The organism is Pseudomonas sp. WSY_20 (assembly GCF_043104335.1).
Lineage (GTDB): Bacteria > Pseudomonadota > Gammaproteobacteria > Pseudomonadales > Pseudomonadaceae > Aquipseudomonas > Aquipseudomonas parafulva_B.
The window spans coordinates 13,344-39,064 of sequence record NZ_JBICKP010000036.1 but is presented as its reverse complement, the minus strand read 5'-3'; the positions used below and the strand labels follow the sequence as shown (position 1 = coordinate 39,064).

27 protein-coding genes are annotated in these 25,721 nt (G+C 63.0%); all 27 read left to right on the top strand.

Annotated elements, in window-relative coordinates; all coding sequences use genetic code 11:
• Positions 1 to 109: 109 nt before the first annotated feature.
• The 27 genes from fliH (at position 110) to ACF8E5_RS09900 (ending at position 25,718) form a co-directional block, all read left to right on the top strand.
• Positions 110 to 886, top strand: a complete 777-nt coding sequence (fliH, locus tag ACF8E5_RS10030; RefSeq protein WP_078478885.1) for a flagellar assembly protein FliH — start codon at positions 110 to 112, stop codon at positions 884 to 886.
• Positions 876 to 2,231: a flagellar protein export ATPase FliI gene (fliI, locus tag ACF8E5_RS10025; protein ID WP_058606068.1), complete on the top strand. Its 1,356-nt coding sequence runs from the start codon at positions 876 to 878 to the stop codon at positions 2,229 to 2,231. The genes fliH and fliI overlap by 11 nt, the downstream gene beginning before the upstream one ends.
• Positions 2,232 to 2,237: 6 nt before the next feature.
• Positions 2,238 to 2,690, top strand: a complete 453-nt coding sequence (fliJ, locus tag ACF8E5_RS10020) for a flagellar export protein FliJ (RefSeq protein WP_058606069.1) — start codon at positions 2,238 to 2,240, stop codon at positions 2,688 to 2,690.
• Positions 2,691 to 2,993: 303 nt separating this feature from the next.
• A complete protein-coding gene (locus ACF8E5_RS10015; protein ID WP_058606070.1) occupies positions 2,994 to 3,299 on the top strand; it encodes an STAS domain-containing protein in 306 nt (101 codons plus the stop codon).
• Between the two features lie 8 nt (positions 3,300 to 3,307).
• On the top strand, positions 3,308 to 4,999 hold the full coding sequence (locus ACF8E5_RS10010; RefSeq protein ID WP_392475219.1) for a SpoIIE family protein phosphatase: 1,692 nt from the start codon (positions 3,308 to 3,310) through the stop codon (positions 4,997 to 4,999).
• Between the two features lie 48 nt (positions 5,000 to 5,047).
• A complete protein-coding gene (locus ACF8E5_RS10005) occupies positions 5,048 to 5,395 on the top strand; it encodes an Hpt domain-containing protein (protein WP_058639124.1) in 348 nt (115 codons plus the stop codon).
• 89 nt (positions 5,396 to 5,484) lie between these two features.
• Positions 5,485 to 6,726 carry a flagellar hook-length control protein FliK gene (locus tag ACF8E5_RS10000; RefSeq protein WP_078478883.1) on the top strand — a complete coding sequence of 414 codons (1,242 nt, stop codon included), beginning with the start codon at positions 5,485 to 5,487 and terminating at the stop codon, positions 6,724 to 6,726.
• A 159-nt stretch (positions 6,727 to 6,885) separates the two neighbouring features.
• Complete coding sequence (fliL, locus tag ACF8E5_RS09995; protein ID WP_058606074.1) at positions 6,886 to 7,383, top strand: flagellar basal body-associated protein FliL; 498 nt, start codon at positions 6,886 to 6,888, stop codon at positions 7,381 to 7,383.
• Between the two features lie 9 nt (positions 7,384 to 7,392).
• Positions 7,393 to 8,361: a flagellar motor switch protein FliM gene (gene fliM, locus ACF8E5_RS09990; RefSeq protein WP_058639122.1), complete on the top strand. Its 969-nt coding sequence runs from the start codon at positions 7,393 to 7,395 to the stop codon at positions 8,359 to 8,361.
• A gap of 42 nt (positions 8,362 to 8,403) precedes the next feature.
• Complete coding sequence (gene fliN / locus ACF8E5_RS09985) at positions 8,404 to 8,868, top strand: flagellar motor switch protein FliN (RefSeq protein ID WP_023533974.1); 465 nt, start codon at positions 8,404 to 8,406, stop codon at positions 8,866 to 8,868.
• A complete protein-coding gene (gene fliO / locus ACF8E5_RS09980) occupies positions 8,868 to 9,317 on the top strand; it encodes a flagellar biosynthetic protein FliO (RefSeq protein WP_058639121.1) in 450 nt (149 codons plus the stop codon). The genes fliN and fliO overlap by 1 nt, the downstream gene beginning before the upstream one ends.
• Complete coding sequence (gene fliP, locus ACF8E5_RS09975) at positions 9,314 to 10,069, top strand: flagellar type III secretion system pore protein FliP (protein ID WP_023533994.1); 756 nt, start codon at positions 9,314 to 9,316, stop codon at positions 10,067 to 10,069. The genes fliO and fliP overlap by 4 nt, the downstream gene beginning before the upstream one ends.
• A gap of 21 nt (positions 10,070 to 10,090) precedes the next feature.
• Positions 10,091 to 10,360: a flagellar biosynthesis protein FliQ gene (fliQ, locus tag ACF8E5_RS09970; protein WP_023533926.1), complete on the top strand. Its 270-nt coding sequence runs from the start codon at positions 10,091 to 10,093 to the stop codon at positions 10,358 to 10,360.
• Positions 10,361 to 10,367: 7 nt separating this feature from the next.
• Positions 10,368 to 11,144, top strand: a complete 777-nt coding sequence (fliR, locus tag ACF8E5_RS09965) for a flagellar biosynthetic protein FliR (RefSeq protein WP_058606076.1) — start codon at positions 10,368 to 10,370, stop codon at positions 11,142 to 11,144.
• A complete protein-coding gene (gene flhB / locus ACF8E5_RS09960) occupies positions 11,145 to 12,287 on the top strand; it encodes a flagellar biosynthesis protein FlhB (RefSeq protein ID WP_196186550.1) in 1,143 nt (380 codons plus the stop codon).
• Between the two features lie 155 nt (positions 12,288 to 12,442).
• Entirely contained in the window at positions 12,443 to 14,572 is a 2,130-nt protein-coding gene (gene flhA, locus ACF8E5_RS09955; protein WP_392475218.1) for a flagellar biosynthesis protein FlhA, read from the top strand.
• A gap of 11 nt (positions 14,573 to 14,583) precedes the next feature.
• Positions 14,584 to 15,894 (top strand): flagellar biosynthesis protein FlhF, encoded by a 1,311-nt coding sequence (gene flhF, locus ACF8E5_RS09950; protein ID WP_058606081.1) that lies wholly within the window; start codon positions 14,584 to 14,586, stop codon positions 15,892 to 15,894.
• Positions 15,895 to 15,987: 93 nt separating this feature from the next.
• Positions 15,988 to 16,821: a flagellar synthesis regulator FleN gene (gene fleN / locus ACF8E5_RS09945; protein WP_023533996.1), complete on the top strand. Its 834-nt coding sequence runs from the start codon at positions 15,988 to 15,990 to the stop codon at positions 16,819 to 16,821.
• Positions 16,818 to 17,558 carry an RNA polymerase sigma factor FliA gene (gene fliA / locus ACF8E5_RS09940; RefSeq protein WP_023533945.1) on the top strand — a complete coding sequence of 247 codons (741 nt, stop codon included), beginning with the start codon at positions 16,818 to 16,820 and terminating at the stop codon, positions 17,556 to 17,558. The genes fleN and fliA overlap by 4 nt, the downstream gene beginning before the upstream one ends.
• Positions 17,559 to 17,663: 105 nt before the next feature.
• Positions 17,664 to 18,038 carry a chemotaxis response regulator CheY gene (locus tag ACF8E5_RS09935; protein WP_167339335.1) on the top strand — a complete coding sequence of 125 codons (375 nt, stop codon included), beginning with the start codon at positions 17,664 to 17,666 and terminating at the stop codon, positions 18,036 to 18,038.
• Between the two features lie 21 nt (positions 18,039 to 18,059).
• Entirely contained in the window at positions 18,060 to 18,848 is a 789-nt protein-coding gene (locus ACF8E5_RS09930) for a protein phosphatase CheZ (protein ID WP_023533920.1), read from the top strand.
• Between the two features lie 12 nt (positions 18,849 to 18,860).
• The gene (locus tag ACF8E5_RS09925) at positions 18,861 to 21,095 is read left to right on the top strand and encodes a chemotaxis protein CheA (RefSeq protein WP_326384315.1); all 2,235 of its coding nucleotides are present in this window, start codon (positions 18,861 to 18,863) and stop codon (positions 21,093 to 21,095) included.
• 47 nt (positions 21,096 to 21,142) lie between these two features.
• Entirely contained in the window at positions 21,143 to 22,261 is a 1,119-nt protein-coding gene (locus tag ACF8E5_RS09920) for a chemotaxis response regulator protein-glutamate methylesterase (RefSeq protein ID WP_058639117.1), read from the top strand.
• Positions 22,261 to 23,001: a flagellar motor protein gene (locus tag ACF8E5_RS09915; protein ID WP_027915963.1), complete on the top strand. Its 741-nt coding sequence runs from the start codon at positions 22,261 to 22,263 to the stop codon at positions 22,999 to 23,001. The genes ACF8E5_RS09920 and ACF8E5_RS09915 overlap by 1 nt, the downstream gene beginning before the upstream one ends.
• A 2-nt stretch (positions 23,002 to 23,003) precedes the next feature.
• On the top strand, positions 23,004 to 23,861 hold the full coding sequence (motD, locus tag ACF8E5_RS09910; RefSeq protein ID WP_196121932.1) for a flagellar motor protein MotD: 858 nt from the start codon (positions 23,004 to 23,006) through the stop codon (positions 23,859 to 23,861).
• 136 nt (positions 23,862 to 23,997) lie between these two features.
• Entirely contained in the window at positions 23,998 to 24,786 is a 789-nt protein-coding gene (locus ACF8E5_RS09905; RefSeq protein ID WP_058639115.1) for a ParA family protein, read from the top strand.
• A complete protein-coding gene (locus tag ACF8E5_RS09900; protein WP_058606086.1) occupies positions 24,786 to 25,718 on the top strand; it encodes a CheW domain-containing protein in 933 nt (310 codons plus the stop codon). The genes ACF8E5_RS09905 and ACF8E5_RS09900 overlap by 1 nt, the downstream gene beginning before the upstream one ends.
• Positions 25,719 to 25,721 lie beyond the last annotated feature (3 nt).

Here is a 25,721-nt window from a genome sequence, read left to right as displayed (position 1 = left end):
GCCGCCAATGGGTCCGCGCAAGGCGATTGCGTCGCGCACGCAATCTGCCTTAGCGTGCAGTCTTCGACAGGCGGCATGGCGCCTGGCACCCTGACAGACAGGTTTTTGAATGTCGACCAAAGAACACCACCCCAGTGACCTGATCCGGGCCCGCGACCTTGAGGGCGTGGATGTCTGGACATTGCCCAGCTTCGACCCCCAGCCCGCGCCCGAGCCTGAGCCCGAACCGGTCGAGGTGGAGGAAGAAGTCGAGGAAGTGCCACTGGAGGAAGTCCATCCGCTGACCCTCGAAGAGCTGGAAGCCATTCGCCAGGAAGCCTATAACGAAGGCTTCGCCACAGGTGAGCGTGATGGTTTTCACAGCACCCAGCTCAAAGTGCGCCAAGAGGCCGACGAGGCCCTGAAGGCCAAGCTGGCCAGCCTGGAAAAGCTGATGACCCATTTGATGGAGCCTATCGCCGAGCAGGACACCCAGATCGAGAGAACCCTGGTGCACCTGGTGTCGCACATGGCGCGCCAGGTGATCGGCCGGGAACTCACGAGCGATTCCAGCCAGATCACCCAGGTGCTGCGCGAAGCCCTCAAGCGCCTGCCCATGGGTGCCGACAACATCCGTATCCACTTGAACCCGCAGGATTTCGAACTGGCCAAGGCCTTGCGCGAGCGCCACGAAGAACAATGGCGCCTGCTCGAAGACAGCACCCTGCTTCCCGGTGGCTGCCGTATCGAGACCGCCCATAGCCGTATCGATGCGACCATGGAAACCCGCATCGAGAAGACCGTCGCGCAGTTGTTCGACCAGATGCATGATCATGCGCTGCACCCGGCAGCGCCGGATGTGAGTGTTGACCTGGACGCGCCGGTGGAGAACCCCGATGCGCCTTGACCGTACCAGCTTCGCCAAGCGCCTGGGCAGCTATGCCGAGGCCATTGAGGTGCCGGCGCAACCGGTGGTCGAGGGGCGACTGCTGCGCATGGTGGGCCTGACCCTGGAAGCCGAGGGGCTCAGGGCGGCTGTGGGTAGCCGCTGCCTGGTGGTCAACGACGACAGCTACCACCCGGTACAGGTCGAGGCGGAGGTGATGGGGTTCTCCGGGTCGAAGGTGTTCCTCATGCCGGTTGGCAGCATTGTCGGCATCGCCCCCGGTGCCCGCGTGGTGCCGCTCGACGACGGTGGTCGGCTGCCCATGGGCATGAGCATGCTGGGGCGGGTGCTGGACGGCGCGGGCCGCGCGCTGGACGGCAAGGGCGGCATGAAGGCCGAGGACTGGGTGCCGATGGACGGGCCGGTGATCAACCCGCTCAACCGCGACCCGATCAGCAAGCCGCTGGACGTGGGCATTCGCAGTATCAACGGCCTGCTCACCGTCGGACGCGGCCAGCGCCTGGGCCTGTTCGCCGGTACCGGTGTGGGCAAGTCGGTGCTGCTAGGCATGATGACCCGCTTCACCGAAGCCGAAATCATCGTGGTCGGCCTGATTGGCGAACGGGGCCGCGAAGTGAAGGAATTCATCGAGCACATTCTCGGCGAGGAGGGGCTCAAGCGTTCTGTGGTGGTGGCTTCACCCGCGGACGATGCGCCCCTGATGCGCTTGCGGGCGGCCATGTACTGCACCCGTATTGCCGAGTACTTTCGCGACAAGGGCAAGAACGTGCTGCTGTTGATGGATTCGCTGACCCGCTTTGCCCAGGCGCAGCGGGAAATTGCCCTGGCCATCGGTGAGCCGCCCGCCACGCGCGGCTATCCGCCTTCGGTGTTCGCCAAGCTGCCCAAGCTGGTGGAGCGAGCTGGCAATGGTGAGCCGGGTGGCGGCTCGATCACGGCGTTTTATACGGTGCTGTCCGAGGGGGACGATCAGCAGGACCCGATCGCCGACTCGGCGCGGGGGGTGCTGGACGGCCACTTCGTGCTGTCGCGACGGCTGGCCGAGGAGGGCCATTACCCGGCAATCGACATCGAAGCGTCCATCAGCCGGGTGATGCCCCAGGTGGTCGATGCCGACCACCTTCGCCAGGCGCAGAAATTCAAGCAGCTCTGGTCTCGGCTGTCCCAGAGCCGCGACCTGATCAGCGTGGGTGCCTACGTGGCGGGCGGGGACCCCGAGACCGACCTTGCCATCGCGCTGCAGGCCAGGCTGGTGGAATTTCTGCGTCAAGGGCTGCGTGAAAACGTGAGCATGGCGCAAAGCCGCGACCAACTGGGGGCGATCTTCACGCCCCCGGCGGGCTGATAGGCCATGGCACTGCCCGGACGTGCGGCGCGCCTGGCTCCCGTGGTGGACATGGCCGAGGAAGCCGAGCGCAAGGCGGCCCAGCGTCTGGGCCATTTCCAGCAGCAGGTGGTCACGGCCCAGGCCAAGCTGACGGAACTGGAGCGCTTTCGCGAGGATTATCAACAGCAGTGGCTCAACCGGGGCGGCCAGGGTGTCGACGGGAACTGGCTGGTCAACTACCAGCGCTTTCTCGGCCAGTTGGAAACGGCCATGACCCAACAGCGCCAGAGCCTCACCTGGCACCAGAACAACCTCGCCAACGCCCGCGACACCTGGCAGCAGGCGTATGCGCGGGTAGAGGGCCTGCGCAAGCTGGTGCAACGCTATATGGACGAGGCTCGGCGCGCCGAGGACAAGCGCGAGCAGCGCTTGCTCGACGAATTGTCCCAGCGGCTGCCGCGGCAGGGGCCGTTGTAGCGGGGAAGTCTTGGGGCCGCTGTGCGGCCCATCGCGGCACAAGACCGCTCCTACAAGGCCCTGTGAACCTACTGACCCAGGCGCTACGCGGTCAGGGTAGGAGCGGCCTAGCGCCGCGATGGGCCGCACGGCGGCCCCAGCGATCTATGCTGAGCGCCTAAGATCCGCGGGGGCTAAGCACCCAACACGGCCCTGCGCCATGCCTGTCAATCTACACCACTTCCCTCACCCGCTTGCCCCCTCGCCCCATGACTGCTACACCTTCATGGAGCCGCATCCGCCATCATCGAAGGAATCGCTAGCATGGCAGTGGAAACCGATGTCTCGCAGGACGGTAAAAAGCTGACGATCAAGATCAAGGGACGTTTCGATTTCGGCAAGCACCAGGCCTTTCGCGAGGCCTACGAACGCCAGCCAAGCCGCCCTGACGCGGTCATCGTCGACTTGCAGGAGGTGACCTACCTCGACAGCTCGGCATTGGGCATGCTCCTGCTGTTGCGCGATCATGTCGGCGGGGACGCGGCGGATGTGCGGGTCGTCCATGCCAATTGCGATGTACGCAAGATCCTCGCCATCTCCAATTTCGACAAGCTCTTCGACATCAGTTGAGCGCGCCGATGGCTGATGAGCTTGGGTTGACCGTGCTGGTGGCTGAAGATGGCGCGGCCGATCGTCTGCTGTTGGCACAGATCGTCAGGCGCCAAGGGCATCAAGTGTTCACGGTGGAAAATGGCCAGCAAGCCGTGGACGTGTTCAAGGCACAACGCCCACAGCTGGTGCTGCTCGATGCGCTGATGCCGGTCATGGACGTCTTCGAGGCGGCGCGGCAGATCAAGGCCTTGGCTGGCGAAGCCCTGGTGCCCATCATTTTTCTCACGGCACTCAACGAAGAGCAGGCCCTGGTGCGGTGCTTGGAAGCCGGTGGTGATGATTTTCTGCCCAAGCCCTACAGCGCAGTCATTCTGGCAGCCAAGATTCGGGCCATGGACCGGCTGAGGCGGCTTCAGGCCACAGTGCTGGACCAGCGCGACCAGATAGCACGGCACCACCACCACTTGCTCAATGAACAGCGGGTGGCCAAAGCCGTGTTCGACAAGGTTGCCCATTCCGGCTGTCTGGATGCACCGAACATCCGCTTTTTACAATCGCCGTACGCGCTGTTCAACGGCGACCTGATGCTGGCCGCGCTCACGCCGTCCGGGGACATGCGCGTGCTGCTGGGGGATTTCACCGGGCACGGGCTGCCGGCTGCCGTGGGAGCCATGCCATTGGCTGAAGTGTTCTACGGCATGACGGCCAAGGGTTATGGCATGGCGCAAGTTTTGCGAGAGATGAATGCCAAGCTCAAGCGCATCCTGCCTGGCGACATGTTCTGCTGCGCACTGCTGGTCAACCTGAGCATGCAGCGCGGCGCAGTGGAGGTGTGGAATGGTGGCATGCCTGATGGCTTCGTGCTGGCTGCTGAGGGCCAGGTGTTGTCTGCGTTGAGTTCCCGGCACTTGCCGCTGGGGGTTCTGAGTGCCGAGCAATTCGACGACCAGACCGAAGTCTGGCCGCTGGCGCCGGGCGAGCGCCTGCTGTTGATGTCCGATGGGGTGCTGGAAACCGCCGACGATCAGGAGCGTTTGTTCGGGGAGCAACGCCTGCGGGCAGTACTGGCAGACAATCGCGATCCCGCGCTGTTGTTCGACGAGCTGCTCGACGCGCTGCAACGCTTCGGTGGGCCGGCGCGTGACGATGTCAGCTTGTGTGAGATACGCATGCTGGGTGCGCAGTTGCCGCAGCCCATGCCGGTGTTGCCTCCGGACCTGGGCCGCTGTAGCGCCATGGACTGGTCGCTCAGTTTCGATGTGAGGGGCGAAAGTCTGCGCCGTTTCAACCCGGTGCCCTACCTGGTGCAGTTGTTGCAGGAAATACACGACCTGCGTTCATCGGCCGGCACCCTCTACAGTGTGCTGAGCGAACTGTATTCCAATGCGCTTGAACATGGCGTGCTGGGGCTGGACGCTCGGCTCAAATGCGACGCGCCAGGCTTTGCCGATTACTATCAGGAGCGAGCCAGGCGCTTGCAGGTGATCGAGGAAGGTTACGTGCGCATCGATCTTGCAGTTGAACCGCTTGCCGCTGGTGGGCGTCTGAAAGTGGAGGTCAGGGACAGCGGCGATGGGTTCGACGTGCAGCAGGTGCTTGCGCAGCCGTTGCCAGAGCGAGGCCTCAGTGGCCGAGGACTGGCATTGGTCAGGCGCCTGTCTACGGTGGCGCGCTGGACAGAGGGCGGGCGCTGTGCGCACGTTGAGTTCATCTGGTGAGTCCGCGTCGGGCTCTGCCATAATCTGACTTGATCAAGGAGCGAACAAGTGGCTGACATGCATATCGACCACAAGGTACTCAGTGACCTGCGTGAAATCATGGAAGACGGCTATCTGCAGCTAGTGCAGACCTTCCTGGACGATTCTGAAAGGCGCCTTGGCCAACTTCACGCTGCCCGCAGCGCAGTTGAACTCGGCGCCGCCGCCCACAGTTTCAAAGGTAGCAGCAGCAACATGGGTGCCGTTGCGTTGGCAACCCTTTGCCAGGAACTCGAGGACAAGGCCCGCCATCCTCCGCTGCTGGGGATCGAAGACCTCATCAGCCGTATTGATGTGGAGTTTGCCGAAGTGCAGCGCTTCTACCGGGCCGAACATCGTCGTATATCGGCCGGTTAGCCCATGCGCTTACCGCCTCTGTATTAGTTGGCGCGAGTTTTGCTGAGTAATACCCGTGATCATTTTGTTTATGGCGCGGAGACTGCTCAATGCCTGTTGCATCCAACCCTTTGCTGCAAGCCAACATCAAGGCCGACGCATCCCGCTCTGCTAGCGCCACAGCCGGCAAACCCCAGCAGACACTGGGCGAGCAGGGCGATGGCTTCGGTCAGGTGATGGCCAAGCAGGGGCGTGACAAGGTTGCCGGTGCTGCAGACAAGCCTGCTGCGAGCAAGGCCGCTGACAAGGCTGAGGGGACCTCAAGCGGCAAAAGCAAGCCCGTTGACAAGCGCGCCGTTGCCGATGACGGCAATGGCTCGCCAACCGAGCAAGCTAGCCAGGCCGATACCGGCATGCGCGATGCCAGCCTGGTTGCCGGGCAGGTCACTGACGCGCAGCCTGGCGCCCAGTTGATCCAGGCCCAGGCCGAGGCAGTAGCGCCTGTCTTGCAGGCTGCCAATGACCAGCCGCCTTCCGAAAAAGCGCCTGACTTCGACCCTGCTGCCGATGCCCTGGCGAACCTGCCTACCCTGCGCCTGGCGCTGGAGCACAGTGCCCAGGCCAAGGGGGCCACCTCGGCCCATGCCGTAGACCCTGGCCAGCAGCAGGCTCAAGCTGCATCCGTCAATACCTTGGCGCAGGCGGGTCAGGTGGCCGAGGAAGCCTCCACCGACACCGGTGAAAAGGCCTTCGGCGCATTGCTCGAAGAAGGGTTGAAAGACACCAAGGGCGCCAGCAGCGATACCCGTATCGATGACTTCGCCAGCCGCCTGGCCAACCTCACCCAGGCCGCAACGGCCAAGACGGCCAACGCGGTGCCGGTGAACCCCAACCCGTTGCAGCAGCCGTTGTCGATGAACCAGAACGCGTGGACCGAGGGGCTGGTGAACCGGGTCATGTACCTGTCCAGCCAGAACCTCAAGTCGGCCGATATACAGCTCGAGCCTGCCGAGCTGGGGCGCTTGAACATCCGCGTCAACGTCGCCGCCGACCAGGCCACCCAGGTGACCTTCATCAGCGGCCACGTCGGTGTGCGCGATACGCTGGACAGCCAGGTGCACCGGCTGCGCGAACTCTTTGCCCAGCAGGGCCTGGCCCAGCCGGATGTCAATGTGGCCGACCAGTCGCGTGGTCAGCAGCAACACGGGCAGGCGGCGCAGGGGCAGGGGGGTAGTAGCCTGTCCGGCGTTGCTGCGCGGGCGGGTGAGGGTTCGGTCGACGCTGCCGAGCGGGAACGGCCTGCGGAGCAGCAGGTGGTGATCGGGGACAGCGCTGTGGATTATTACGCCTGAGGCGCATGTAGGGGCAGGGGCTACTAAACGGCCCCTCTGTTTTGTTCGTACGGCACTGCTGTAAGTCCCGGCATGCCTTGACGCACGCGTATTTGGCATAACACTTGCTCACCCCAAGCCATCTTCCCAGTTACTCCCGATGGACGACGGAATATTGGCATGGCGAATACCGAAGCAGTCAAAGACCCTGCCCCAAAAGGCAAACTCAAACTGATCCTCCTGGCCGTGGGTGGCCTGCTGGTGGCCGTGGGCATTTCCGTGGGCGCCACGTGGTTCATCATGCACAAGAGCGAGCCCGCCCCTGCTGAACAAGAAGGCGCCAGCACCACCAAGCCAGCGGCCATCTACGAAGCGCTTACGCCCGCGTTCGTGGTGAACTTCAACCAGAATGGTCGCCAGCGCTACATGCAGGTCAGCATCACCTTGCAGGGGCGCAATCAGGCTGACCTCGATGCCCTTAAAGTGCACATGCCGGTCATACGTAACAACCTGGTGATGATGTTCTCCGGGGTCGGCTTCGAGACCCTGGCCAGCAGCTCGGTCGGCCAGGAAATGCTGCGCCAGAAAGCGACCGTCGTGGTGCAGGAAGTGGCCCAGAAAGAAGTCGGCAAGCCTGTGATTGACCAGTTGCTGTTCACCAATTTCGTATTGCAGTAGGAGCACGCAATGGCCGTACAGGACCTGCTGTCCCAGGATGAGATCGATGCCCTGCTGCATGGTGTCGACGATGGCCTGGTGCAGACTGAAAGTGTATCCGAGCCCGGCAGTATCAAAAGCTATGACCTGACCAGTCAGGACCGTATTGTCCGGGGCCGCATGCCGACCTTGGAGATGATCAACGAGCGATTTGCCCGTTACACCCGCATCAGCATGTTCAACTTGCTGCGCCGCTCGGCCGATGTGGCCGTGGGCGGCGTGCAGGTGATGAAGTTCGGTGAGTACGTGCATTCGCTGTACGTGCCCACCAGCCTCAACCTGGTCAAGATCAAGCCGCTGCGCGGCACCTCGCTGTTCATCCTCGACGCCAAGCTGGTGTTCAAGCTGGTGGACAACTTTTTCGGCGGGGACGGCCGGCACGCCAAGATCGAAGGCCGCGAGTTCACCCCGACCGAGTTGCGCGTAGTGCGCATGGTGCTGGATCAGTGCTTCATCGACCTGAAGGAAGCCTGGCAGGCGATTATGGAGGTGAACTTCGAGTACATGAACTCCGAGGTCAACCCGGCCATGGCCAACATCGTCGGCCCCAGCGAGGCGGTGGTGGTGTCCACGTTCCATATCGAGCTCGACGGCGGCGGGGGCGACCTGCACGTGACCATGCCGTACTCGATGATCGAGCCGGTACGTGAAATGCTCGACGCCGGCTTCCAGTCCGACCTGGACGACCAGGACGAACGCTGGGTCAAGGCGCTGCGTGAGGACGTGCTTGATGTTGCCGTGCCGGTAACGGCCACGGTAGCCAGGCGTCAGCTCAAACTGCGGGATATCCTGCACATGCAGCCCGGGGACGTCATCCCGGTCGAGCTGCCCGAGCACCTTGTGCTGCGCGCCAACGGCGTGCCGGCATTCAAGGCGCGCCTGGGCTCGCACAAGGGCAACCTGGCGCTGCAGATCATCGACCCGGTCGAACGCCGCTGATGGCGGCCGCTCCCAACGAATTGAATGCCTGTCGAGGAAATCATGGCTAACGAAAACGAGATCACCTCTCCAGAGGACCAGGCGCTCGCCGATGAGTGGGCTGCTGCGCTGGAAGAAACCGGTGCGGCCGGCCAGGCCGACATCGATGCGCTGCTGGGCGATACCAGCCAGAATCAGGGGCCCGGTCGCTTGCCGATGGAAGAGTTCGCCAGCTCGCCCAAGCCCAATGCCAATGTCAGCCTCGAAGGCCCGAACCTGGATGTGATTCTCGACATCCCGGTGAGCATCTCGATGGAAGTGGGCAGCACCGAAATCAACATCCGCAACCTGCTGCAGCTCAACCAGGGTTCGGTGATCGAGCTGGACCGCCTGGCAGGCGAGCCCCTGGATGTGCTGGTCAATGGCACGCTGATCGCCCATGGCGAAGTGGTGGTGGTCAACGAGAAGTTCGGCATCCGCCTGACGGACGTGATCAGCCCCAGCGAACGCATCAAGAAGCTGCGTTGATGAAGGCCAGGGTGCGCGTCATCGCAGCGGCGGCCGCGGCACTGGCCAGCCAGGTATGCCTGGCCGCCGCCACGCCTGCCGCGACACCGGCCAACCCGCCAGGAAGCCTGGGCGGGCAACTGGCCCAGATGGTCTTCGGCCTGCTGCTGGTGGTCGGGCTGATCTTCCTGCTCGCCTGGCTGCTGCGCCGGATGCAAGGCTCGGCGGTCAAGGGCAGTCAGGTGATCGACATCATCGGCAGCCGCGCCATCGGGCCGCGTGATCGGCTGCTATTGGTGCAGGTGGGCAAGGAACAGATCCTCATTGGTCATACACCCGGCAGCATCGAAGCGTTGCACGTGCTGGCCGAGCCTGTGGATGTACCCCAGGGGGCTCGCCAGGCGACGCCTGAGTTCGCCCAGCGGCTAATGGAACTGATGGGCAAGGACCCTAAGGACAAGACCCGATGAGCGCAGCGCTGCGACTGTTGTTCACCCTCGCGCTGCTGTTGGCGGCGCCGTTGGCACTGGCTGCCGACCCGCTGTCGATTCCAGCCATCACCCTGTCCAACGGTACCGATGGGCAGCAGGAGTATTCGGTCAGCCTGCAGATCCTGTTGATCATGACGGCGCTGAGCTTCATTCCAGCGTTCGTCATCCTGATGACCAGCTTCACCCGGATCATCATCGTCTTTTCCATCCTGCGCCAGGCGCTGGGGCTGCAGCAGACGCCGTCGAACCAGATTCTGACCGGCATGGCGCTGTTCCTGACCCTGTTCATCATGGCGCCGGTGTTCGACCGCATCAACCAGACGGCCTTGCAGCCTTACCTGAACGAGCAGTTGACCGCCCAGCAGGCCATCGACCGTGCGCAGGGTCCGCTCAAGGACTTCATGCTGGCCCAGACTCGGCAGAGCGATCTGGACCTGTTCATGCGCCTGTCCAAGCGCACCGACATCGCCAGCCCCGACCAGGTGCCGCTGAGTATCCTGGTGCCGTCCTTCGTCACCTCGGAGCTCAAGACGGCCTTTCAGATCGGCTTCATGATCTTCATTCCGTTTCTGATCATCGACATGGTGGTGGCCAGCGTGCTCATGGCCATGGGCATGATGATGCTGTCGCCGCTGATCATCTCGTTGCCGTTCAAGATCATGCTGTTCGTGCTGGTCGATGGCTGGGCCTTGATCATGGGCACGCTGGCCAGCAGTTTCGGTGGTGTGTGACTTTGCCTGGGAGGGCCGTGCATGACGCCTGAAGTAGCCGTCGACCTGTTCCGCGACGCCCTGTGGCTGACCACGCTGATGGTCGCCGTGCTGGTGGTCCCCAGCCTGCTGGTGGGCCTGATCGTGGCCATGTTCCAGGCCGCCACCCAGATCAACGAGCAGACCCTGAGCTTTCTGCCGCGCCTGCTGGTGATGCTGATCACGCTGATCGTGGCCGGGCCGTGGCTGGTACAGAAGTTCATGGAGTACATCACTACCCTGTACACCAACATCCCCCAGCTCATCGGTTGATGCGCCGATGCTTGAGCTGACCGACACGCAAATCGGCACCTGGGTGGCCACCTTCATCCTGCCGCTGTTCAGGGTGACGGCGGTGCTGATGACCATGCCCATCTTCGGCACGCGCATGTTGCCGGCGCGGGTGCGCCTGTACGTTGCCGTGGCGATCACCGTGGTCATTGTGCCGGCGCTCCCGCCACTGCCGCCGTTCGATCCGTTGAGCCTCAAAGGGGCGCTGCTGTGTGCCGAGCAGATCATCGTCGGCACTATGTTCGGTCTGGCGTTGCAGTTGCTGTTCCAGGCCTTCGTGATCGCCGGGCAGATCGTGGCGGTACAGATGGGGATGGCATTCGCCTCGATGGTCGACCCTGGCAACGGGGTCAACGTCACGGTGATCAGTCAGTTCATGACCATGCTGGTGAGCGTGCTGTTTCTGCTGATGAACGGCCATCTGGTGGTGTTCGAAGTGTTGACCGAGAGCTTTACCACGCTCCCGGTGGGCAATGCCCTGGTGGTCACTCATTTTTGGGAGTTGGTGGGGCGCATGGCGTGGGTGTTCGGCGCCGGGCTGATATTGATCCTGCCGGTGATCGCAGCCTTGTTGGTCGTCAATATTGCCTTTGGCGTGATGACCCGTGCAGCGCCGCAGTTGAATATTTTTTCCATTGGTTTCCCGCTGACCTTGGTCATGGGCATGCTCATTTTCTGGATCGGCCTTGCCGATGTGTTGTCCCATTACCAGGCGTTGGCCAGCGAAACGCTGCTGTGGCTACGCGATTTGGCGAGGGCCGGTTGAATGGCGGAAAGCGAAAGCGGTCAGGACAAGACAGAGGAACCCACCGAGAAGCGCAAGCGCGATGCGCGGGAAAAAGGGGAGATCGCGCGCTCCAAGGAGCTGAACACTGTGTCGGTAACCCTGGCCGGTGCCGGTGGCGTCCTAGCCTTCGGCGGGTATCTGGCCGAGACCCTGCTGGAAATGATGCGCATGAACTTCAGCCTGACCCGCGAGATCATCGTCGATGAGCGGTCCATGGGGGCGTTCTTGCTCACCTCCGGTAAAATGGCCATCTGGGCCGTACAGCCGATTCTGATCCTTCTTTTCGTGATGTCTTTCGTTGCGCCGATCGTACTGGGCGGTTTCGTCTTCTCCGGCAGCTTGCTGCAACCTAAATTCAGCCGAATGAACCCGCTTTCTGGCATCAAGCGCATGTTCTCGATGCATGCCCTGACCGAGTTGCTCAAGGCGCTGGCCAAGTTCTTCGTGATCCTGGTGGTGGCCGTGGCGGTGCTCGCCAGCGACCGTCAAGCCCTGCTGTCAATCGCCAACGAACCGCTGGAGCAGGCGATCATCCACAGCTTGCAAGTGGTGGGGTGGAGCGCCCTGTGGATGTCGGCCGGGCTGTTGCTGATCGCCGCCGCCGACGCCCCGTTCCAGCTGTGGCAAACGCACAAGAAAATGAAGATGACCAAGCAGGAAGTGCGCGACGAGTACAAGGACAGCGAGGGCAAGCCCGAGGTCAAGCAGCGTATCCGGCAGTTGCAACGCGAGGTGTCGCAGCGGCGAATGATGGCGGCTGTGCCCCAGGCCGATGTGATCATCACCAACCCGACCCATTACGCCGTCGCGCTGCAGTACGATCCGGAAAACGGGAATTCGGCCCCCTTGCTGCTGGCCAAGGGCAGCGACTTCATGGCCTTGAAGATTCGCGAGATTGGCGCTGAGCACAACATCCAGATTCTTGAATCCGCCGCCTTGGCCCGGGCGATCTACTACTCCACCGAGGTGGAGCATGAAATTCCTGCCGGCCTGTACCTGGCGGTGGCCCAGGTGTTGGCGTACGTCTTTCAGATACGTCAGTACCACGCAGGGAAGGGCAAGCGGCCAGATCCGCTGAAGACCGACTTGCCCATTCCACCCGATCTGCGCCGTGACAGCTGACCTTGCGTAGCATGGTGAGTCCTTTTGCTGATACGCCTGCAAAAGGGGCGATACAAGCAATATAAATCCCCCACCAGACAAAGTTGGAAAGCTTCTTGCAATGGCAGCGCCAGTCGCCTGACAGGCGTCAAAGTTTTGCAAGAAGAGGACTCGCGGTGGATCGCACTCAGTTAATCAGCAACGCTCGCCATAACCTGGCCGGTCTCGGACGGGGCAACCTCGGCGTGCCGCTGTTGCTGCTGGTGATGCTGGCAATGATGATGTTGCCAATACCACCGTTCCTGCTCGACGTTTTCTTCACCTTCAACATCGCCTTGTCCATCGTGGTGCTGCTGGTCAGCGTGTACGCCTTGCGCCCGTTGGACTTTGCCGCATTCCCCACCATCCTGCTGGTGGCGACCTTGCTGCGACTGGCGCTGAACGTGGCGTCCACCCGCGTGGTCATGCTGCATGGCCAGGAAGGCCACGGCGCCGCGGGCATGGTGATCCAGGCCTTCGGCGATGTGGTCATCGGTGGCAACTACGTGGTCGGTGCGGTGGTCTTCGCCATCCTCATGATCATCAACTTCGTGGTGGTGACCAAGGGTGCGGGGCGTATCTCCGAGGTCAGCGCACGCTTCACCCTCGATGCAATGCCGGGCAAGCAGATGGCCATCGACGCCGACCTGAACGCCGGCCTGATCGACCAGGCGCAAGCCAAGGCGCGCCGCAGCGAAGTCGCCCAGGAGGCTGAGTTCTACGGTTCGATGGACGGTGCCAGCAAGTTCGTGCGCGGTGACGCCATCGCTGGCCTGCTGATCCTGTTCATCAACCTGATCGGTGGCATGCTGATCGGTATGTTGCAGCATGGCATGAGCTTCGGCGACGCCGGCAAGGTGTATGCCCTGTTGACCATTGGTGACGGTCTGGTGGCGCAGCTGCCCTCGCTGCTGCTCTCCACCGCCGCAGCCATCATGGTCACCCGTGCCTCGGGCTCGGAGGACATGGGCAAGCTGATCAACCGTCAGATGTTCGACTCGCCCCGGGCCCTGGCCGTGTCCGGCGCCATCATGATCGTCATGGGGCTGGTGCCGGGCATGCCGCACCTGGCGTTCCTGAGCCTGGGCCTGATGGCGGGCGGCGGCGCCTACCTGGTATGGAAGAAACAGCAAAGGACCAAGGTACAGGCCCGGCAGGAAGCGCAGCGCCAGCAAGAGCTGCTGCCGTCCCCGCAGCGGGCGGCCGAAACCAAGGAGCTGGGCTGGGACGACGTCACCCCGATCGACATGATCGGCCTGGAGGTCGGTTATCGCTTGATCCCATTGGTCGATCGCAACCAGGGCGGGCAGCTACTGGCGCGGATCAAGGGCGTGCGCAAGAAGCTGTCCCAGGACTTGGGCTTTCTCATGCCCACCGTGCATATCCGCGACAATCTCGACCTGCAGCCCAGTGCTTATCGCCTGACGTTGATGGGGGTAATCCTGGCTGAAGCAGAGATCTATCCGGACCGCGAGCTTGCCATCAACCCCGGGCAGGTGTTCGGCAGCCTCAACGGCATCGCGGCCCGCGACCCGGCCTTTGGCCTGGAGGCTGTGTGGATCGACGTCGGTCAGCGCTCGCAGGCGCAGTCGCTGGGCTATACGGTCGTAGACGCCAGTACGGTGGTAGCCACTCACCTCAACCAGATCCTGCAGAAGCATTGCCACGAGCTGATCGGTCACGAAGAAGTGCAGCAACTGTTGCAAGTCTTGTCCAAGGCGTCGCCTAAGCTGGCAGAAGAGTTGGTGCCGGGTGTCATTTCGCTGTCAGGCCTTCTCAAAGTCCTACAGGCTTTGTTGTCAGAACAGGTGCCAGTGCGCGATATTCGTAGCATTGCCGAATCCATCGCCAACAACGCGGCAAAGAGTCAAGATACCGCCGCTCTGGTCGCGGCGGTGCGCGTCGGATTGTGTCGCGCCATCGTGCAAAGCATTGTTGGCGTTGAGTCCGAGCTGCCTGTGATTACCTTGGAGCCCAGGTTGGAACAGATCTTGCTAAATAGTCTGCAGAGGGCCGGGCAAGGTCAGGAAGACGGAGTGCTTCTTGAACCAAGCATGGCCGAAAAGCTGCAGCGTTCACTGATCGAAGCCGCACAGCGCCAGGAGATTCAAGGCCAGCCGGCCATCCTCCTGGTGGCCGGCCCGATCCGCGCCATGCTGTCGCGTTTCGGTCGGCTGGCCGTACCGAATTTGCATGTGCTGGCGTATCAGGAAATACCGGACAACAAGCAAGTCACCATCGTTGCCACCGTGGGCCCTAATGGCTGAGGTAGTGGATAATGCAAGTTAAGCGATTCTTCGCCGCTGATATGCGTCAGGCCATGAAGCTGGTCCGCGATGAGCTGGGCGCTGATGCGGCCATCATCGGCAATCGCCGTATCGCAGGCGGCGTTGAACTGACCGCCGCGCTGGACTACAAGCTGTCCGCCCTGGCGCCTCGGGTACCGAACGTCGAACTCGAAGAAGAGCTGCGCAAGACCCACACGCGCATCGCCACGGCCAAGGCCGAGCTCGAACAGCGCCCGGACAGCAGTGACAGCAATCGCCAACTGTTCGCCGGTCAGTCGCTCACGGCGGCCGAGCCTTTGGTCGAGCCGCACGTTGACGCCCCGCAGCCGGCCACCACCGCAAGCAGCCAGGCCTCGGTGGACCCGCGCCTGTTCGATGCCATGCGCTCTGAGCTGTCCGGCTTGCGCGAGCTGCTGGAAGTGCAACTGGGGTCGCTGGCCTGGACCCAGTTGCAAGGTAGCAAGCCGCAGCAGGCCACGTTGTGGCGCCGGCTGCAGCGCATTGGCCTGTCTGGCCCCATCGCCCGTGAATTGCTCGAGCTGACCAAGGACATCGAGGAGCCTCGCCACGCCTGGCGTATGCTGCTGGCGCACCTGGCGCGCATGATCCGTACGCCCGACGTGGAACCGATCGAGGACGGCGGTGTGATTGCCGTCGTCGGCCCGGCCGGCATGGGCAAGACCACCACCCTGGCCAAGCTCGCGGCGCGCTATGTGCTCAAGTACGGCGCCCACAACCTGGCGCTGGTGAGCATGGACAGTTTCCGTATCGGGGCGCAGGAGCAGCTCAAGACCCTGGGCCGAATCCTGAATGTGCCGGTGACCTATGTCGACCCCGGCCAGTCGTTGGCGGCGGCGCTCGAGCCTCTGCTGCGCAAGCGCGTGGTGCTGATCGATACGGCGGGCCTGCAAGCCAGCGACCCGGCGTTACGCATGCAGCTCGATACCCTGGCCGGTCGCGGCATCGCGGCGAAGAATTACCTGGTCCTGGCCACCACCAGCCAGAAGCAGGTGCTGACCGCGGCCTACCACAGCTACAAGCGCTGCGGGCTGGCCGGCTGCATCCTGACCAAACTCGACGAGTCGGCAAGCCTGGGCGATGTCCTGAGCCTTGCCATCAGTTTCCGACTGCCCGTGGCCTACCTTACCGATGGGCCGCGTATCCCGGACGATCTGCACCTGCCCCGTGGGCACCAGCTGGTCACCCGCGCGGTCAATGTGCAGCAGCAGGACGAGCCCAGCGAGGAGGCCATGGCCGACATGTTCGCTGATCTCTACCACAACCCACGGCGAGCGGGTTGAAAATGAAATGTGTGCAAGGTAGCTATGCCGAGGGATACGCAGCATTGCCCTTCGTGTGGCCTGAGTCCCAGCGAGACAAGGTAAAGAACAGACATGGGTAGCATGCATCCCGTACAGGTAATCGCCGTGACCGGTGGCAAAGGTGGCGTCGGCAAGACAAATGTTTCAGTGAACCTGTCTCTTGCGCTGGCCGAGCTGGGCCGCAGGGTCATGCTGCTCGACGCCGACCTTGGGCTGGCCAATGTTGATGTGTTGCTGGGCCTTGCGCCCAAGCGCACGCTGGCAGATGTCATCGAAGGGCGTTGCGAACTGCGCGATGTGATGCTGCAGGGCCCAGGCGGTGTGCGCATCGTCCCGGCCGCTTCGGGTACCCAGAGCATGGTGCACCTGGCGCCTGCCCAGCATGCGGGCTTGATCCAGGCGTTCAGCGAAGTCGGCGACAACCTTGACGTGCTGGTGATCGATACCGCTGCCGGCATCGGTGATTCGGTGGTCAGCTTCGTGCGCGCGGCCCAGGAAGTGCTGCTGGTGGTCTGCGATGAGCCGACCTCGATCACCGACGCCTATGCGCTGATCAAGCTGCTTAACCGTGATTACGGCATGAACCGCTTCCGGGTGCTGGCCAATATGGCCCAGAGCCCTCAGGAGGGGCGTAACTTGTTCGCCAAGCTGACCAAGGTCACCGACCGCTTCCTGGATGTGGCGCTTCAGTACGTGGGCGCCGTGCCTTACGACGAGTGCGTGCGCAAGGCGGTCCAGAAGCAACGCGCCGTGTACGAAGCGTTCCCGCGCTCCAAATGCGCCCTGGCCTTCAAGGCCATCGCGCAGAAGGTCGACAGCTGGCCGCTGCCCGCCAACCCCCGTGGCCATCTGGAGTTCTTCGTCGAACGCCTGGTGCAGCCGACCAGTGCAGGTTCGATGTCATGAGCGCCAGCGGCTTCAAGATGTACAGCCGCGCCTCGAAAGACGCGCAGTATGAGCTGATCGAGCGTTATGCGCCGCTGGTCAAGCGCATTGCCTACCACCTGTTGGCGCGACTGCCGGCCAACGTGCAGGTCGAGGACCTGATCCAGGCGGGCATGATCGGTCTGCTCGAGGTTGCCAACAAGTATGACGCCAGCAAGGGCGCCAGTTTCGAGACCTATGCCGGCATCCGCATTCGCGGGGCCATGCTCGACGAGGTGCGCAAAGGCGATTGGGCACCGCGTTCGGTGCACCGCAATACCCGCATGGTCAGCGATGCCATGCGTGCGGTCGAAGCCAAAACTGGCCGCGACGCTAAAGATCATGAAGTTGCTGCCGAACTCAAGTTGAGCCTCGATGATTATTACGGGATTCTCAACGACACACTGGGCAGCCGCCTGTTCAGCTTCGACGACCTGTTGCAGGACGGCGAGCACGAAGGCTTGCATGAGGATGGCGTCAGCGGCCAGGCCGAACCTGCCCGTGGGTTGGAGGAAGAGCGGTTCCAGGTCGCGTTGACCGAGGCCATCGCCAACCTGCCGGAGCGCGAGCGCCTGGTGCTGGCGCTGTACTACGACGAGGAACTGAACCTCAAGGAGATCGGTGAGGTCTTGGGGGTCAGCGAGTCGCGGGTCAGCCAGTTGCACAGCCAATGCGCCGCGCGCCTGCGCAGCCGCCTGGGGGAATGGCGGGCCCGTTGAGCCCGCCGTCGTCGTTGCCGTTTTCCACGTTGTACCGAATCGATTGAGTGCGCGCTCGGGGCCGAGCGCGTTTGAGACTGCTTGGAGGTCTAATTGGACAAGAACATGAAAATCCTCATCGTCGACGACTTTTCGACGATGCGGCGCATCATCAAGAACCTGCTGCGTGACCTGGGCTTCGCCAACACCGACGAAGCCGATGACGGCACGACGGCGCTGCCGATGCTCGAAAGTGGCCATTACGACTTCCTGGTAACCGACTGGAACATGCCAGGCATGTCCGGTATCGACCTGCTGCGCAAAGTCCGCGCCAGCGACAAGCTCAAGACCTTGCCGGTGTTGATGGTGACCGCTGAAGCCAAGCGCGACCAGATCATCGAGGCCGCCCAGGCAGGCGTGAATGGCTATGTGGTCAAGCCGTTCACCGCCCAGGTGCTCAAAGAAAAGATCGAGAAGATCTTCGAACGCGTCAACGGCTGAGTCACGTCAGGGGGGCGCGCCATGAGTTCATCACACACGTCATTGGGCGAGTTCGAATCGACCCTCAAGAAGCATGCCCAGGAGTTGGTCGAAAGCCTGGAGCGCGGACGGTTCGGCGAGGCGGTGCAACTCATTCACGAGTTGAACCAGACCCGCGATCGGGGGCTGTACCAGGAAGTGGGCAAGCTGACCCGCGAACTGCACAGCGCCATCGTCAGTTTTCAGATCGACCCGACCATACCCCAGGCCGAGGAGGTGTCGCAGATTACCGACGCCACCGAACGCCTGTCCTATGTGGTCAAGCTCACCGAAGGGGCGGCAAACCGCACCATGGACCTGGTCGAGGAAAGCACGCCTGTGCTCAACGACCTGGCCAGCGAGGCCAAAGCGCTGAGTGCCGATTGGCAGCGCTTCATGCGCCGCGAAGTGAACGCCACGGAGTTTCGTGACCTGGCCAAGCGCGTCGACGGTTTCCTGGCACACAGCGCTGAGGGTAACCGCAAGGTGGCCGGCCATCTCAACGACATCCTGCTGGCCCAGGATTACCAGGACCTGACCGGGCAGGTGATCAAGCGCGTCACGGCGTTGGTGACCGAGGTGGAAAGCAACCTGCTGAAATTGGTGATGATGGCCAGCCAGGTCGACCGCTTTGCGGGCATCCAGCATGACCAGGATCAATTGCGCGCAGAAAAAGATCGAGAAAAACATCCGACTCGGGGTGAAGGTCCGCAGATTCATGCCGATAAGCGTGAAGACGTCGTGTCCGGTCAGGACGATGTCGATGATCTGCTATCCAGCCTGGGTTTTTAAGGAGCACCTTTGATGAGCTTCGGCGCCGATGAAGAAATCCTTCAGGATTTCCTGGTAGAAGCCGGTGAAATACTTGAGCAATTGTCCGAGCAGCTGGTCGAGCTTGAAAGCCGCCCTGACGATGCCGACTTGCTCAATGCGATTTTTCGCGGTTTCCACACTGTAAAAGGGGGCGCCGGCTTCCTCCAGCTCAATGAGCTGGTGGAGTGCTGCCATATCGCCGAGAACGTGTTCGACGTGCTGCGCAAAGGTGAGCGCCGGGTCGATGCAGAGCTGATGGATGTGGTGCTCGAAGCACTGGATGCCGTCAACGGCATGTTTGCCCAAGTGCGTGAGCGCAGCGAAGTGACCCCGGCCACGGCAGAACTGCTGGCAGCCCTGGCGCGTCTGGCAGAGCCTGGCAGCGCCGACGCGGCCCCGGCCCCGGCGGCGCCCGTGCCGGTTGAGCCCGCGCCTGTGCAGCAGGCGCCGCAAGCGACCGAGGCGGACATCACTGACAGCGAATTCGAGCAGCTGCTCGATTCGCTCGACGCGGTGAAGGCCCAGGCCGCAGCGGCCGAGCAGATGCCTGCCGAGCCCGTCAGCGGCCAGGGTGACGACATCACCGATGCCGAATTCGAGTCGCTGCTCGACCAGTTGCATGGCAAAGGCCAGTTCAGTGCCGAAGTGACCGCCCAGCCGGTGGCTGCCGCGGCCGAGCCGGTCAGTGACGAAATCACCGACGCCGAGTTCGAGTCGCTGCTGGACCAGTTGCATGGCAAAGGCACGTTCCAGGCTGATGCCTTGCCCGCAGCCAAGGCTGCGACGCCTGTCGAGCCAGCGCCTGCCACCACGGGCGACGACATCAGCGAACAGGAGTTCGAAGCGTTGCTGGACCAGCTGCATGGCAAGGGCAAGTTCAATGGCGACGTGGCTGGCGTCGAAGCACCTGCCAGTGTTCAGGCCGCAGCCCCAGCCAGGGTCGAAGCGCCGGCAGTCAGCCGTCCTGCTGGCGCGGCGCCACCTGCTGCAGCGCCCAAGCCTGCTGCTGCCCCACGGGCGCCGGCGTCGAGCGCCGACAAGCACGCGGTCAGCGAAGCGGAAACGACCGTCAGGGTCGACACCGCGCGCCTGGACGAGATCATGAACATGGTCGGCGAACTGGTGCTGGTGCGTAACCGTCTGGTCCGCCTGGGCCTGAACAGCGGCGATGAAGCCATGTCCAAGGCCGTGTCGAACCTCGATGTGGTCACCGCCGACTTGCAGACGGCGGTGATGAAGACGCGCATGCAGCCGATCAAGAAAGTGTTCGGCCGCTTCCCGCGCCTGGTGCGTGACCTGGCGCGGCAGTTGAAGAAAGAGATCAACCTTGAACTGGTGGGCGAAGAAACCGACCTGGACAAGAACCTGGTCGAGGCGCTGGCCGACCCGCTGGTGCACTTGGTGCGCAATGCCGTGGACCATGGGGTGGAAATGCCCGATGAGCGCGAGGCCGCGGGCAAGGCGCGCACAGGGCGCGTCGTATTGTCTGCCGAGCAGGAGGGTGACCATATCCTGCTGTCGATTTCCGACGACGGCAAAGGTATGGACCCGAACGTGCTGCGTGTCAAGGCCGTGGAAAAGGGCCTGATGGACAAGGACGCCGCCGACCGTTTGAGCGAGTCGGACTGCTACAACCTGATCTTCGCGCCAGGCTTTTCCACCAAGACCGAGATTTCCGACGTCTCTGGGCGGGGCGTGGGCATGGACGTGGTCAAGACCAAGATTTCCCAGCTCAACGGCTCGATCAACATCTACTCGGCCAAGGGGCAGGGCTCGAAGATCGTCATCAAGGTCCCGCTGACCCTGGCGATCATGCCGACCTTGATGGTGATGCTGGGCAACCAGGCGTTCGCCTTCCCGCTGGTCAACGTCAACGAGATCTTCCACCTGGACTTGTCGCGCACCAACGTGGTCGATGGTCAGGAAGTGGTGATCGTACGGGACAAGGCGTTACCGCTGTTCTACCTCAAGCGCTGGCTGGTCCAGGGCCAGGTGCATGAAGAACAGCACGAAGGTCACGTGGTGATCCTGTCGGTCGGCACCCAGCGCATCGGCTTTGTCGTCGATCAACTGGTGGGCCAGGAAGAAGTGGTAATCAAGCCACTGGGCAAGATGTTGCAAGGCACCCCGGGCATGTCCGGGGCCACCATCACCGGCGACGGTCGCATTGCGCTGATTCTCGACGTCCCGAGCATGCTCAAGCGTTACGCCGCGCGGCGTATTTGATCTCGGTGGCGTCCCCCTGGCCGGGGGCGTCACCTAACGGAGTGTTTATGGCAGTCAAGGTCCTGGTGGTGGATGATTCCGGTTTCTTCCGCCGCCGCGTCTCGGAAATCCTCTCGGGGGACTCGACGATCCAGGTGGTGGGCACTGCAACCAACGGCAAGGAAGCGATCGACCAGGCGCTTGCGCTCAAGCCCGATGTGATCACCATGGACTACGAGATGCCCATGATGGATGGCATCACGGCGGTGCGGCACATCATGCAACGGTGCCCGACGCCTGTGCTGATGTTCTCGTCGCTCACCCATGAAGGTGCTCGGGTCACGCTCGATGCGCTCGATGCCGGGGCGGTAGACTACCTGCCGAAGAATTTCGAAGACATTTCGCGCAACCCCGAGAAGGTCAAGCAGATGCTGTGCGAGAAGGTGCATACCCTGTCGCGTAGCAACCGCCGCATGACCAGTTACGCCCGCCCGGCGCCCGCGCCCGCTGCGGCCTCCGCGCCGACACCCACAACGGCCACGAGCGCTGCAGGGCCGGCCCCGGTGCGAAGCGCCGCCGCGCCCGTCAGGCCAGCCGCTGCGCATTCACCAGCGCCCAAGCGCAAGCCGTACAAGTTGGTGGCCATCGGCACCTCGACTGGGGGGCCGGTGGCCTTGCAGCGGGTGCTGACGCAGTTGCCAGGCAATTTCCCGGCGCCGATCGTGCTCGTTCAGCACATGCCGGCAGCCTTCACCAAAGCCTTTGCAGAACGCCTGGACAAGCTGTGCCGCATCAGCGTCAAGGAAGCCGAAGATGGCGACATCCTGCGTCCCGGGCTTGCGCTGTTGGCGCCCGGCGGCAAGCAGATGATGATCGATGGCCGTGGCACCGTGAAGATTCTGCCCGGTGACGAGCGGCTCAACTACAAGCCCTGCGTGGATATCACCTTCGGCTCGGCAGCCAAGTCCTATGGCGACAAGGTGCTGTCCGTGGTGCTGACCGGCATGGGCGCGGACGGCCGGGAAGGGGCGCGCTTGCTCAAGCAGGCGGGCAGCACGGTGTGGGCACAGGATGAAGCCAGCTGCGTGATCTATGGCATGCCCATGGCGATCGTCAAGGCCAACCTGGCCGATGCGGTGTACAGCCTGGACGATATCGGCCGGCACCTGGTGGAGGCGTGCGTCTGATGGACGTGCTCAGCCTGATCGGCCTGATCCTGGCTTTTGTCGCTATCGTGGGCGGCAATTTCCTCGAAGGCGGCCACGTGGGCGCCCTGATCAACGGGCCGGCAGCGCTGATCGTATTGGGCGGTACCCTGGCGGCCGCCTTGCTGCAATCGCCGCTCTCCTCGTTCAAGCGCGCCTTGCAGATCCTGCGCTGGATCCTGTTTCCACCGCGGGTCGATCTGCCGGGTGGGGTCGATCGGGTCGTGAACTGGAGCCTGACGGCGCGCAAGGAAGGCCTGCTCGGGCTGGAAGGGGTGGCCGATGGCGAGCCCGATCCCTACGCGCGCAAGGGCTTGCAGTTGCTGGTAGACGGTGCCGAGCCCGAAGCCATTCGCAGTATTCTCGAAGTGGATTTCCTGACCCAGGAGGGCCGTGACCTGCAGGCCGCCAAAGTCTTCGAGAGCATGGGCGGCTACGCGCCGACCATCGGGATTATCGGCGCGGTGATGGGCCTGATCCACGTCATGGGCAACCTGGCCGACCCGGCGCAGCTGGGCAACGGCATTGCCGTTGCGTTCGTGGCGACCATCTACGGCGTTGCCAGTGCCAACCTGATCCTGTTGCCCATTGCCAACAAGCTCAAGGCGCTGGTACTGCGCCAGTCGCGCTACCGGGAAATGCTCCTCGAAGGCCTCTTGTCCATTGCCGAAGGCGAGAACCCGCGCTCAATCGAGCTGAAGCTGCAAGGCTTCATGGAGTAGCCATGCGTCGTCGCCGTCATGCCGAGGAGCCGGAAAACCACGAGCGCTGGCTTGTGTCCTACGCGGACTTCATCACCTTGCTGTTCGCCTTTTTCGTGGTGATGTATTCGATTTCCTCGGTCAACGAGGGTAAGTACAAGGTGGTGTCCCAAGCCCTGCTGGGGGTGTTCAATGACCCTGAGCGCAGCATGAGGCCCATTCCCATCGGGGATGAGCGCCCGTTGACCGTGCGACCTGCGCAGCCCTTGGTCAAGGACAGCGAGCAGCCTGATGCTGGCGTGTCGACCGCCAGCAACGACCCGCTCAAGACCATCGCCGAGGAGGTGCGCGACGCTTTTGGCGACCTTATCAGGGGTGATCAGATGACGATCCGGGGTAACGAGCTGTGGATCGAGATCGAGCTCAATTCCTCGTTGCTGTTCGGCAGTGGCGATGCCATGCCCAGTGACAATGCGTTTGCCATCATCGACAAGGTGGCGGCCATACTCAAGCCGTTCGCCAACCCGGTGCACGTCGAAGGCTTCACTGATAACCAGCCTATCCGTACCGCGCAGTACCCGACCAACTGGGAGCTATCCTCGGCCCGCGCCGCCAGTATCGTCCGGCTGTTGGCCATGGGCGGCGTGAACCCCGGGCGCATGGCATCGGTGGGCTATGGCGAGTATCAGCCTGTGACGGGCAACGATACCCCCGAAGGGCGGGCCCGCAACCGGCGCGTGGTCCTGGTGATATCCCGCAACCTCGAGGTGCGCCGCAGCCTGACCAGCACCGGTGCTGCCAATGCCACGCCCGATGCTGCACTGCGCCGGGCTGGCACACAAAGTGCACCGGCAAGCTCAGCAGCGGTGGCAGGGCAGTGACTCGTCAATTCTCTGTCGCCCCATTGGCGGATGTCCACGCGCGGCGCTTGACCGACAGCCATCCAAGCCCTTCATTTTCCAGCAAGGCAGCGGGCACACCATGCTCCCTGCCTCACCCACGGATAGAGTTTGCCTGATGAGAGTCTGGGCAGTAGCCAATCAAAAAGGTGGCGTCGGCAAGACCACCACCACCATCGCCCTGGCTGGCCTGCTGGCCGACGCCGGCAAGCGCGTGATCGTCGTCGATCTTGATCCACATGGGTCGATGACCAGCTATTTCGGGCATAACCCCGATGCGCTGGAACATAGCTGCTACGACCTGTTCCTGCACAAGGGCAGCGTTCCGGATGGGCTGCCGGGGCAGTTGCTGTTGCCCACCAGTGACGAGCGCATATCATTGCTCCCCTCCAGCACCGCCCTTGCCGTACTGGAGCGGCAATCGCCCGGCCAGAACGGTTTGGGGCTGGTCATCGCCAAGAGTCTGGCGCAGCTGTGGCAGGACTTCGACTTCGCACTGATCGACAGTCCCCCTTTGCTGGGGGTGTTGATGGTCAATGCGCTGGCGGCCAGCCAGCAACTGGTCATCCCGGTGCAGACAGAGTTTTTGGCCGTCAAGGGCCTTGAACGCATGGTCGGCACCCTGGCCATGATCAACCGCTCCCGGCGCCAGGCGCTGCCGTACCAGATCGTGCCGACGTTGTTCGACCGGCGTACCCAGGCCTCCCTGGGAACGCTCAAGTTGCTGCGCGATGCCTACGGCGAACAGGTATGGCAGGGCTATATTCCCGTGGACACGCGGCTGCGCGATGCGAGCCGCCAGGGCGTCACGCCGTCGCAATTCGACAACAAGAGCCGCGGGCTGGTGGCCTACCGGGCGCTGCTCAAGCACTTGTTGACCTACACGCCCGCGGCGCAGGTGGCCTGATGACACAAACACGGCAAGTGAGCAGCAAGCCTCAGTTGGCGCTGCAGTCGTATCTCGACGGTCTGCTCCAGGAAGCCACCGAGCCCCTGGAGGCGCTGCCAGCGTCAGACACGGCAGATGACTTCGCCCAGGCGGTGCGCCAAGAGCAGGCCCGCGATGGGCGCGAGCCAGGCCAGGCCACCCAGGCAAAACCGGCACCTGCCGCACCTGAACGGCCGTTCGCCGAGCCCAGGCTTGCGGTATTGCCTAGCGTGATACCGGTGCAGCCGCCGGTGGTGGCGGTAGTAGAACAGGCAGTAGTGGCAGAGGCCAGCATCCCGGTCCTGATCGATACGCCGACTGTAGCGCCGGCAATGCCTCTGGTGGACGTCCACCTGCCCGCACCGGACGTGCCCGTACCGCCGGCCACCGTCGATGGACGTCCGGCCTGGGCTGCCGAGCCGTTCGAGTGCCTGCTGTTCGATGTGGCCGGCCTGACCCTGGCCGTGCCGCTGGTGTGCCTGGGCTCGATCTATACCTTGGCCGATCGCGAGCTGACGCCGCTGTTCGGGCAGCCCGAGTGGTTCCTGGGCATCCTCACGTGCCAGGCTGGCAACCTCAAGGTGCTCGACACCGCGCGCTGGGTCATGCCCGACCGCTACCGCGACGATTTCCGGCAGGGCCTGCAATACGTCATTTCTGTCCAGGGCTATGAATGGGGGCTGGCTGTGCATCAGGTCAGCCGCTCGCTGCGCCTGGACCCGTCCGAGATCAAGTGGCGTAGCCAGCGGGGCCAGCGGCCGTGGCTGGCCGGCACGGTCATTGAACACATGTGTGCACTGCTGGACGTGGCGGAGCTGGCCGAGTTGATCGCCAGCGGCGCCGTCAAGCAGCTGCACGCCAAACCGCACATCACACCGAACACACCGCCAAAGGCGGATTTCAAGGGGTAGGGG

What these genes read in the sequence shown, in the direction of transcription:
- fliR (WP_058606076.1), top strand. Translation starts at nt 10,368, where the DNA reads ATGCTTGAGCTGACCGACACGCAAATCGGCACCTGGGTGGCCACCTTC.
- fliI (WP_058606068.1), top strand. Translation starts at nt 876, where the DNA reads ATGCGCCTTGACCGTACCAGCTTCGCCAAGCGCCTGGGCAGCTATGCC.
- ACF8E5_RS09900 (WP_058606086.1), top strand. Translation starts at nt 24,786, where the DNA reads ATGACACAAACACGGCAAGTGAGCAGCAAGCCTCAGTTGGCGCTGCAG.
- fliH (WP_078478885.1), top strand. Translation starts at nt 110, where the DNA reads ATGTCGACCAAAGAACACCACCCCAGTGACCTGATCCGGGCCCGCGAC.
- ACF8E5_RS10015 (WP_058606070.1), top strand. Translation starts at nt 2,994, where the DNA reads ATGGCAGTGGAAACCGATGTCTCGCAGGACGGTAAAAAGCTGACGATC.
- ACF8E5_RS10010 (WP_392475219.1), top strand. Translation starts at nt 3,308, where the DNA reads ATGGCTGATGAGCTTGGGTTGACCGTGCTGGTGGCTGAAGATGGCGCG.
- ACF8E5_RS09915 (WP_027915963.1), top strand. Translation starts at nt 22,261, where the DNA reads ATGGACGTGCTCAGCCTGATCGGCCTGATCCTGGCTTTTGTCGCTATC.
- fliN (WP_023533974.1), top strand. Translation starts at nt 8,404, where the DNA reads ATGGCTAACGAAAACGAGATCACCTCTCCAGAGGACCAGGCGCTCGCC.
- ACF8E5_RS09925 (WP_326384315.1), top strand. Translation starts at nt 18,861, where the DNA reads ATGAGCTTCGGCGCCGATGAAGAAATCCTTCAGGATTTCCTGGTAGAA.
- ACF8E5_RS09930 (WP_023533920.1), top strand. Translation starts at nt 18,060, where the DNA reads ATGAGTTCATCACACACGTCATTGGGCGAGTTCGAATCGACCCTCAAG.
- fliO (WP_058639121.1), top strand. Translation starts at nt 8,868, where the DNA reads ATGAAGGCCAGGGTGCGCGTCATCGCAGCGGCGGCCGCGGCACTGGCC.
- ACF8E5_RS09935 (WP_167339335.1), top strand. Translation starts at nt 17,664, where the DNA reads ATGAAAATCCTCATCGTCGACGACTTTTCGACGATGCGGCGCATCATC.
- ACF8E5_RS10000 (WP_078478883.1), top strand. Translation starts at nt 5,485, where the DNA reads ATGCCTGTTGCATCCAACCCTTTGCTGCAAGCCAACATCAAGGCCGAC.
- ACF8E5_RS09905 (WP_058639115.1), top strand. Translation starts at nt 23,998, where the DNA reads ATGAGAGTCTGGGCAGTAGCCAATCAAAAAGGTGGCGTCGGCAAGACC.
- fliP (WP_023533994.1), top strand. Translation starts at nt 9,314, where the DNA reads ATGAGCGCAGCGCTGCGACTGTTGTTCACCCTCGCGCTGCTGTTGGCG.
- ACF8E5_RS09920 (WP_058639117.1), top strand. Translation starts at nt 21,143, where the DNA reads ATGGCAGTCAAGGTCCTGGTGGTGGATGATTCCGGTTTCTTCCGCCGC.
- fliA (WP_023533945.1), top strand. Translation starts at nt 16,818, where the DNA reads ATGAGCGCCAGCGGCTTCAAGATGTACAGCCGCGCCTCGAAAGACGCG.
- fliL (WP_058606074.1), top strand. Translation starts at nt 6,886, where the DNA reads ATGGCGAATACCGAAGCAGTCAAAGACCCTGCCCCAAAAGGCAAACTC.
- fleN (WP_023533996.1), top strand. Translation starts at nt 15,988, where the DNA reads ATGGGTAGCATGCATCCCGTACAGGTAATCGCCGTGACCGGTGGCAAA.
- motD (WP_196121932.1), top strand. Translation starts at nt 23,004, where the DNA reads ATGCGTCGTCGCCGTCATGCCGAGGAGCCGGAAAACCACGAGCGCTGG.
- fliM (WP_058639122.1), top strand. Translation starts at nt 7,393, where the DNA reads ATGGCCGTACAGGACCTGCTGTCCCAGGATGAGATCGATGCCCTGCTG.
- flhB (WP_196186550.1), top strand. Translation starts at nt 11,145, where the DNA reads ATGGCGGAAAGCGAAAGCGGTCAGGACAAGACAGAGGAACCCACCGAG.
- fliQ (WP_023533926.1), top strand. Translation starts at nt 10,091, where the DNA reads ATGACGCCTGAAGTAGCCGTCGACCTGTTCCGCGACGCCCTGTGGCTG.
- flhF (WP_058606081.1), top strand. Translation starts at nt 14,584, where the DNA reads ATGCAAGTTAAGCGATTCTTCGCCGCTGATATGCGTCAGGCCATGAAG.
- fliJ (WP_058606069.1), top strand. Translation starts at nt 2,238, where the DNA reads ATGGCACTGCCCGGACGTGCGGCGCGCCTGGCTCCCGTGGTGGACATG.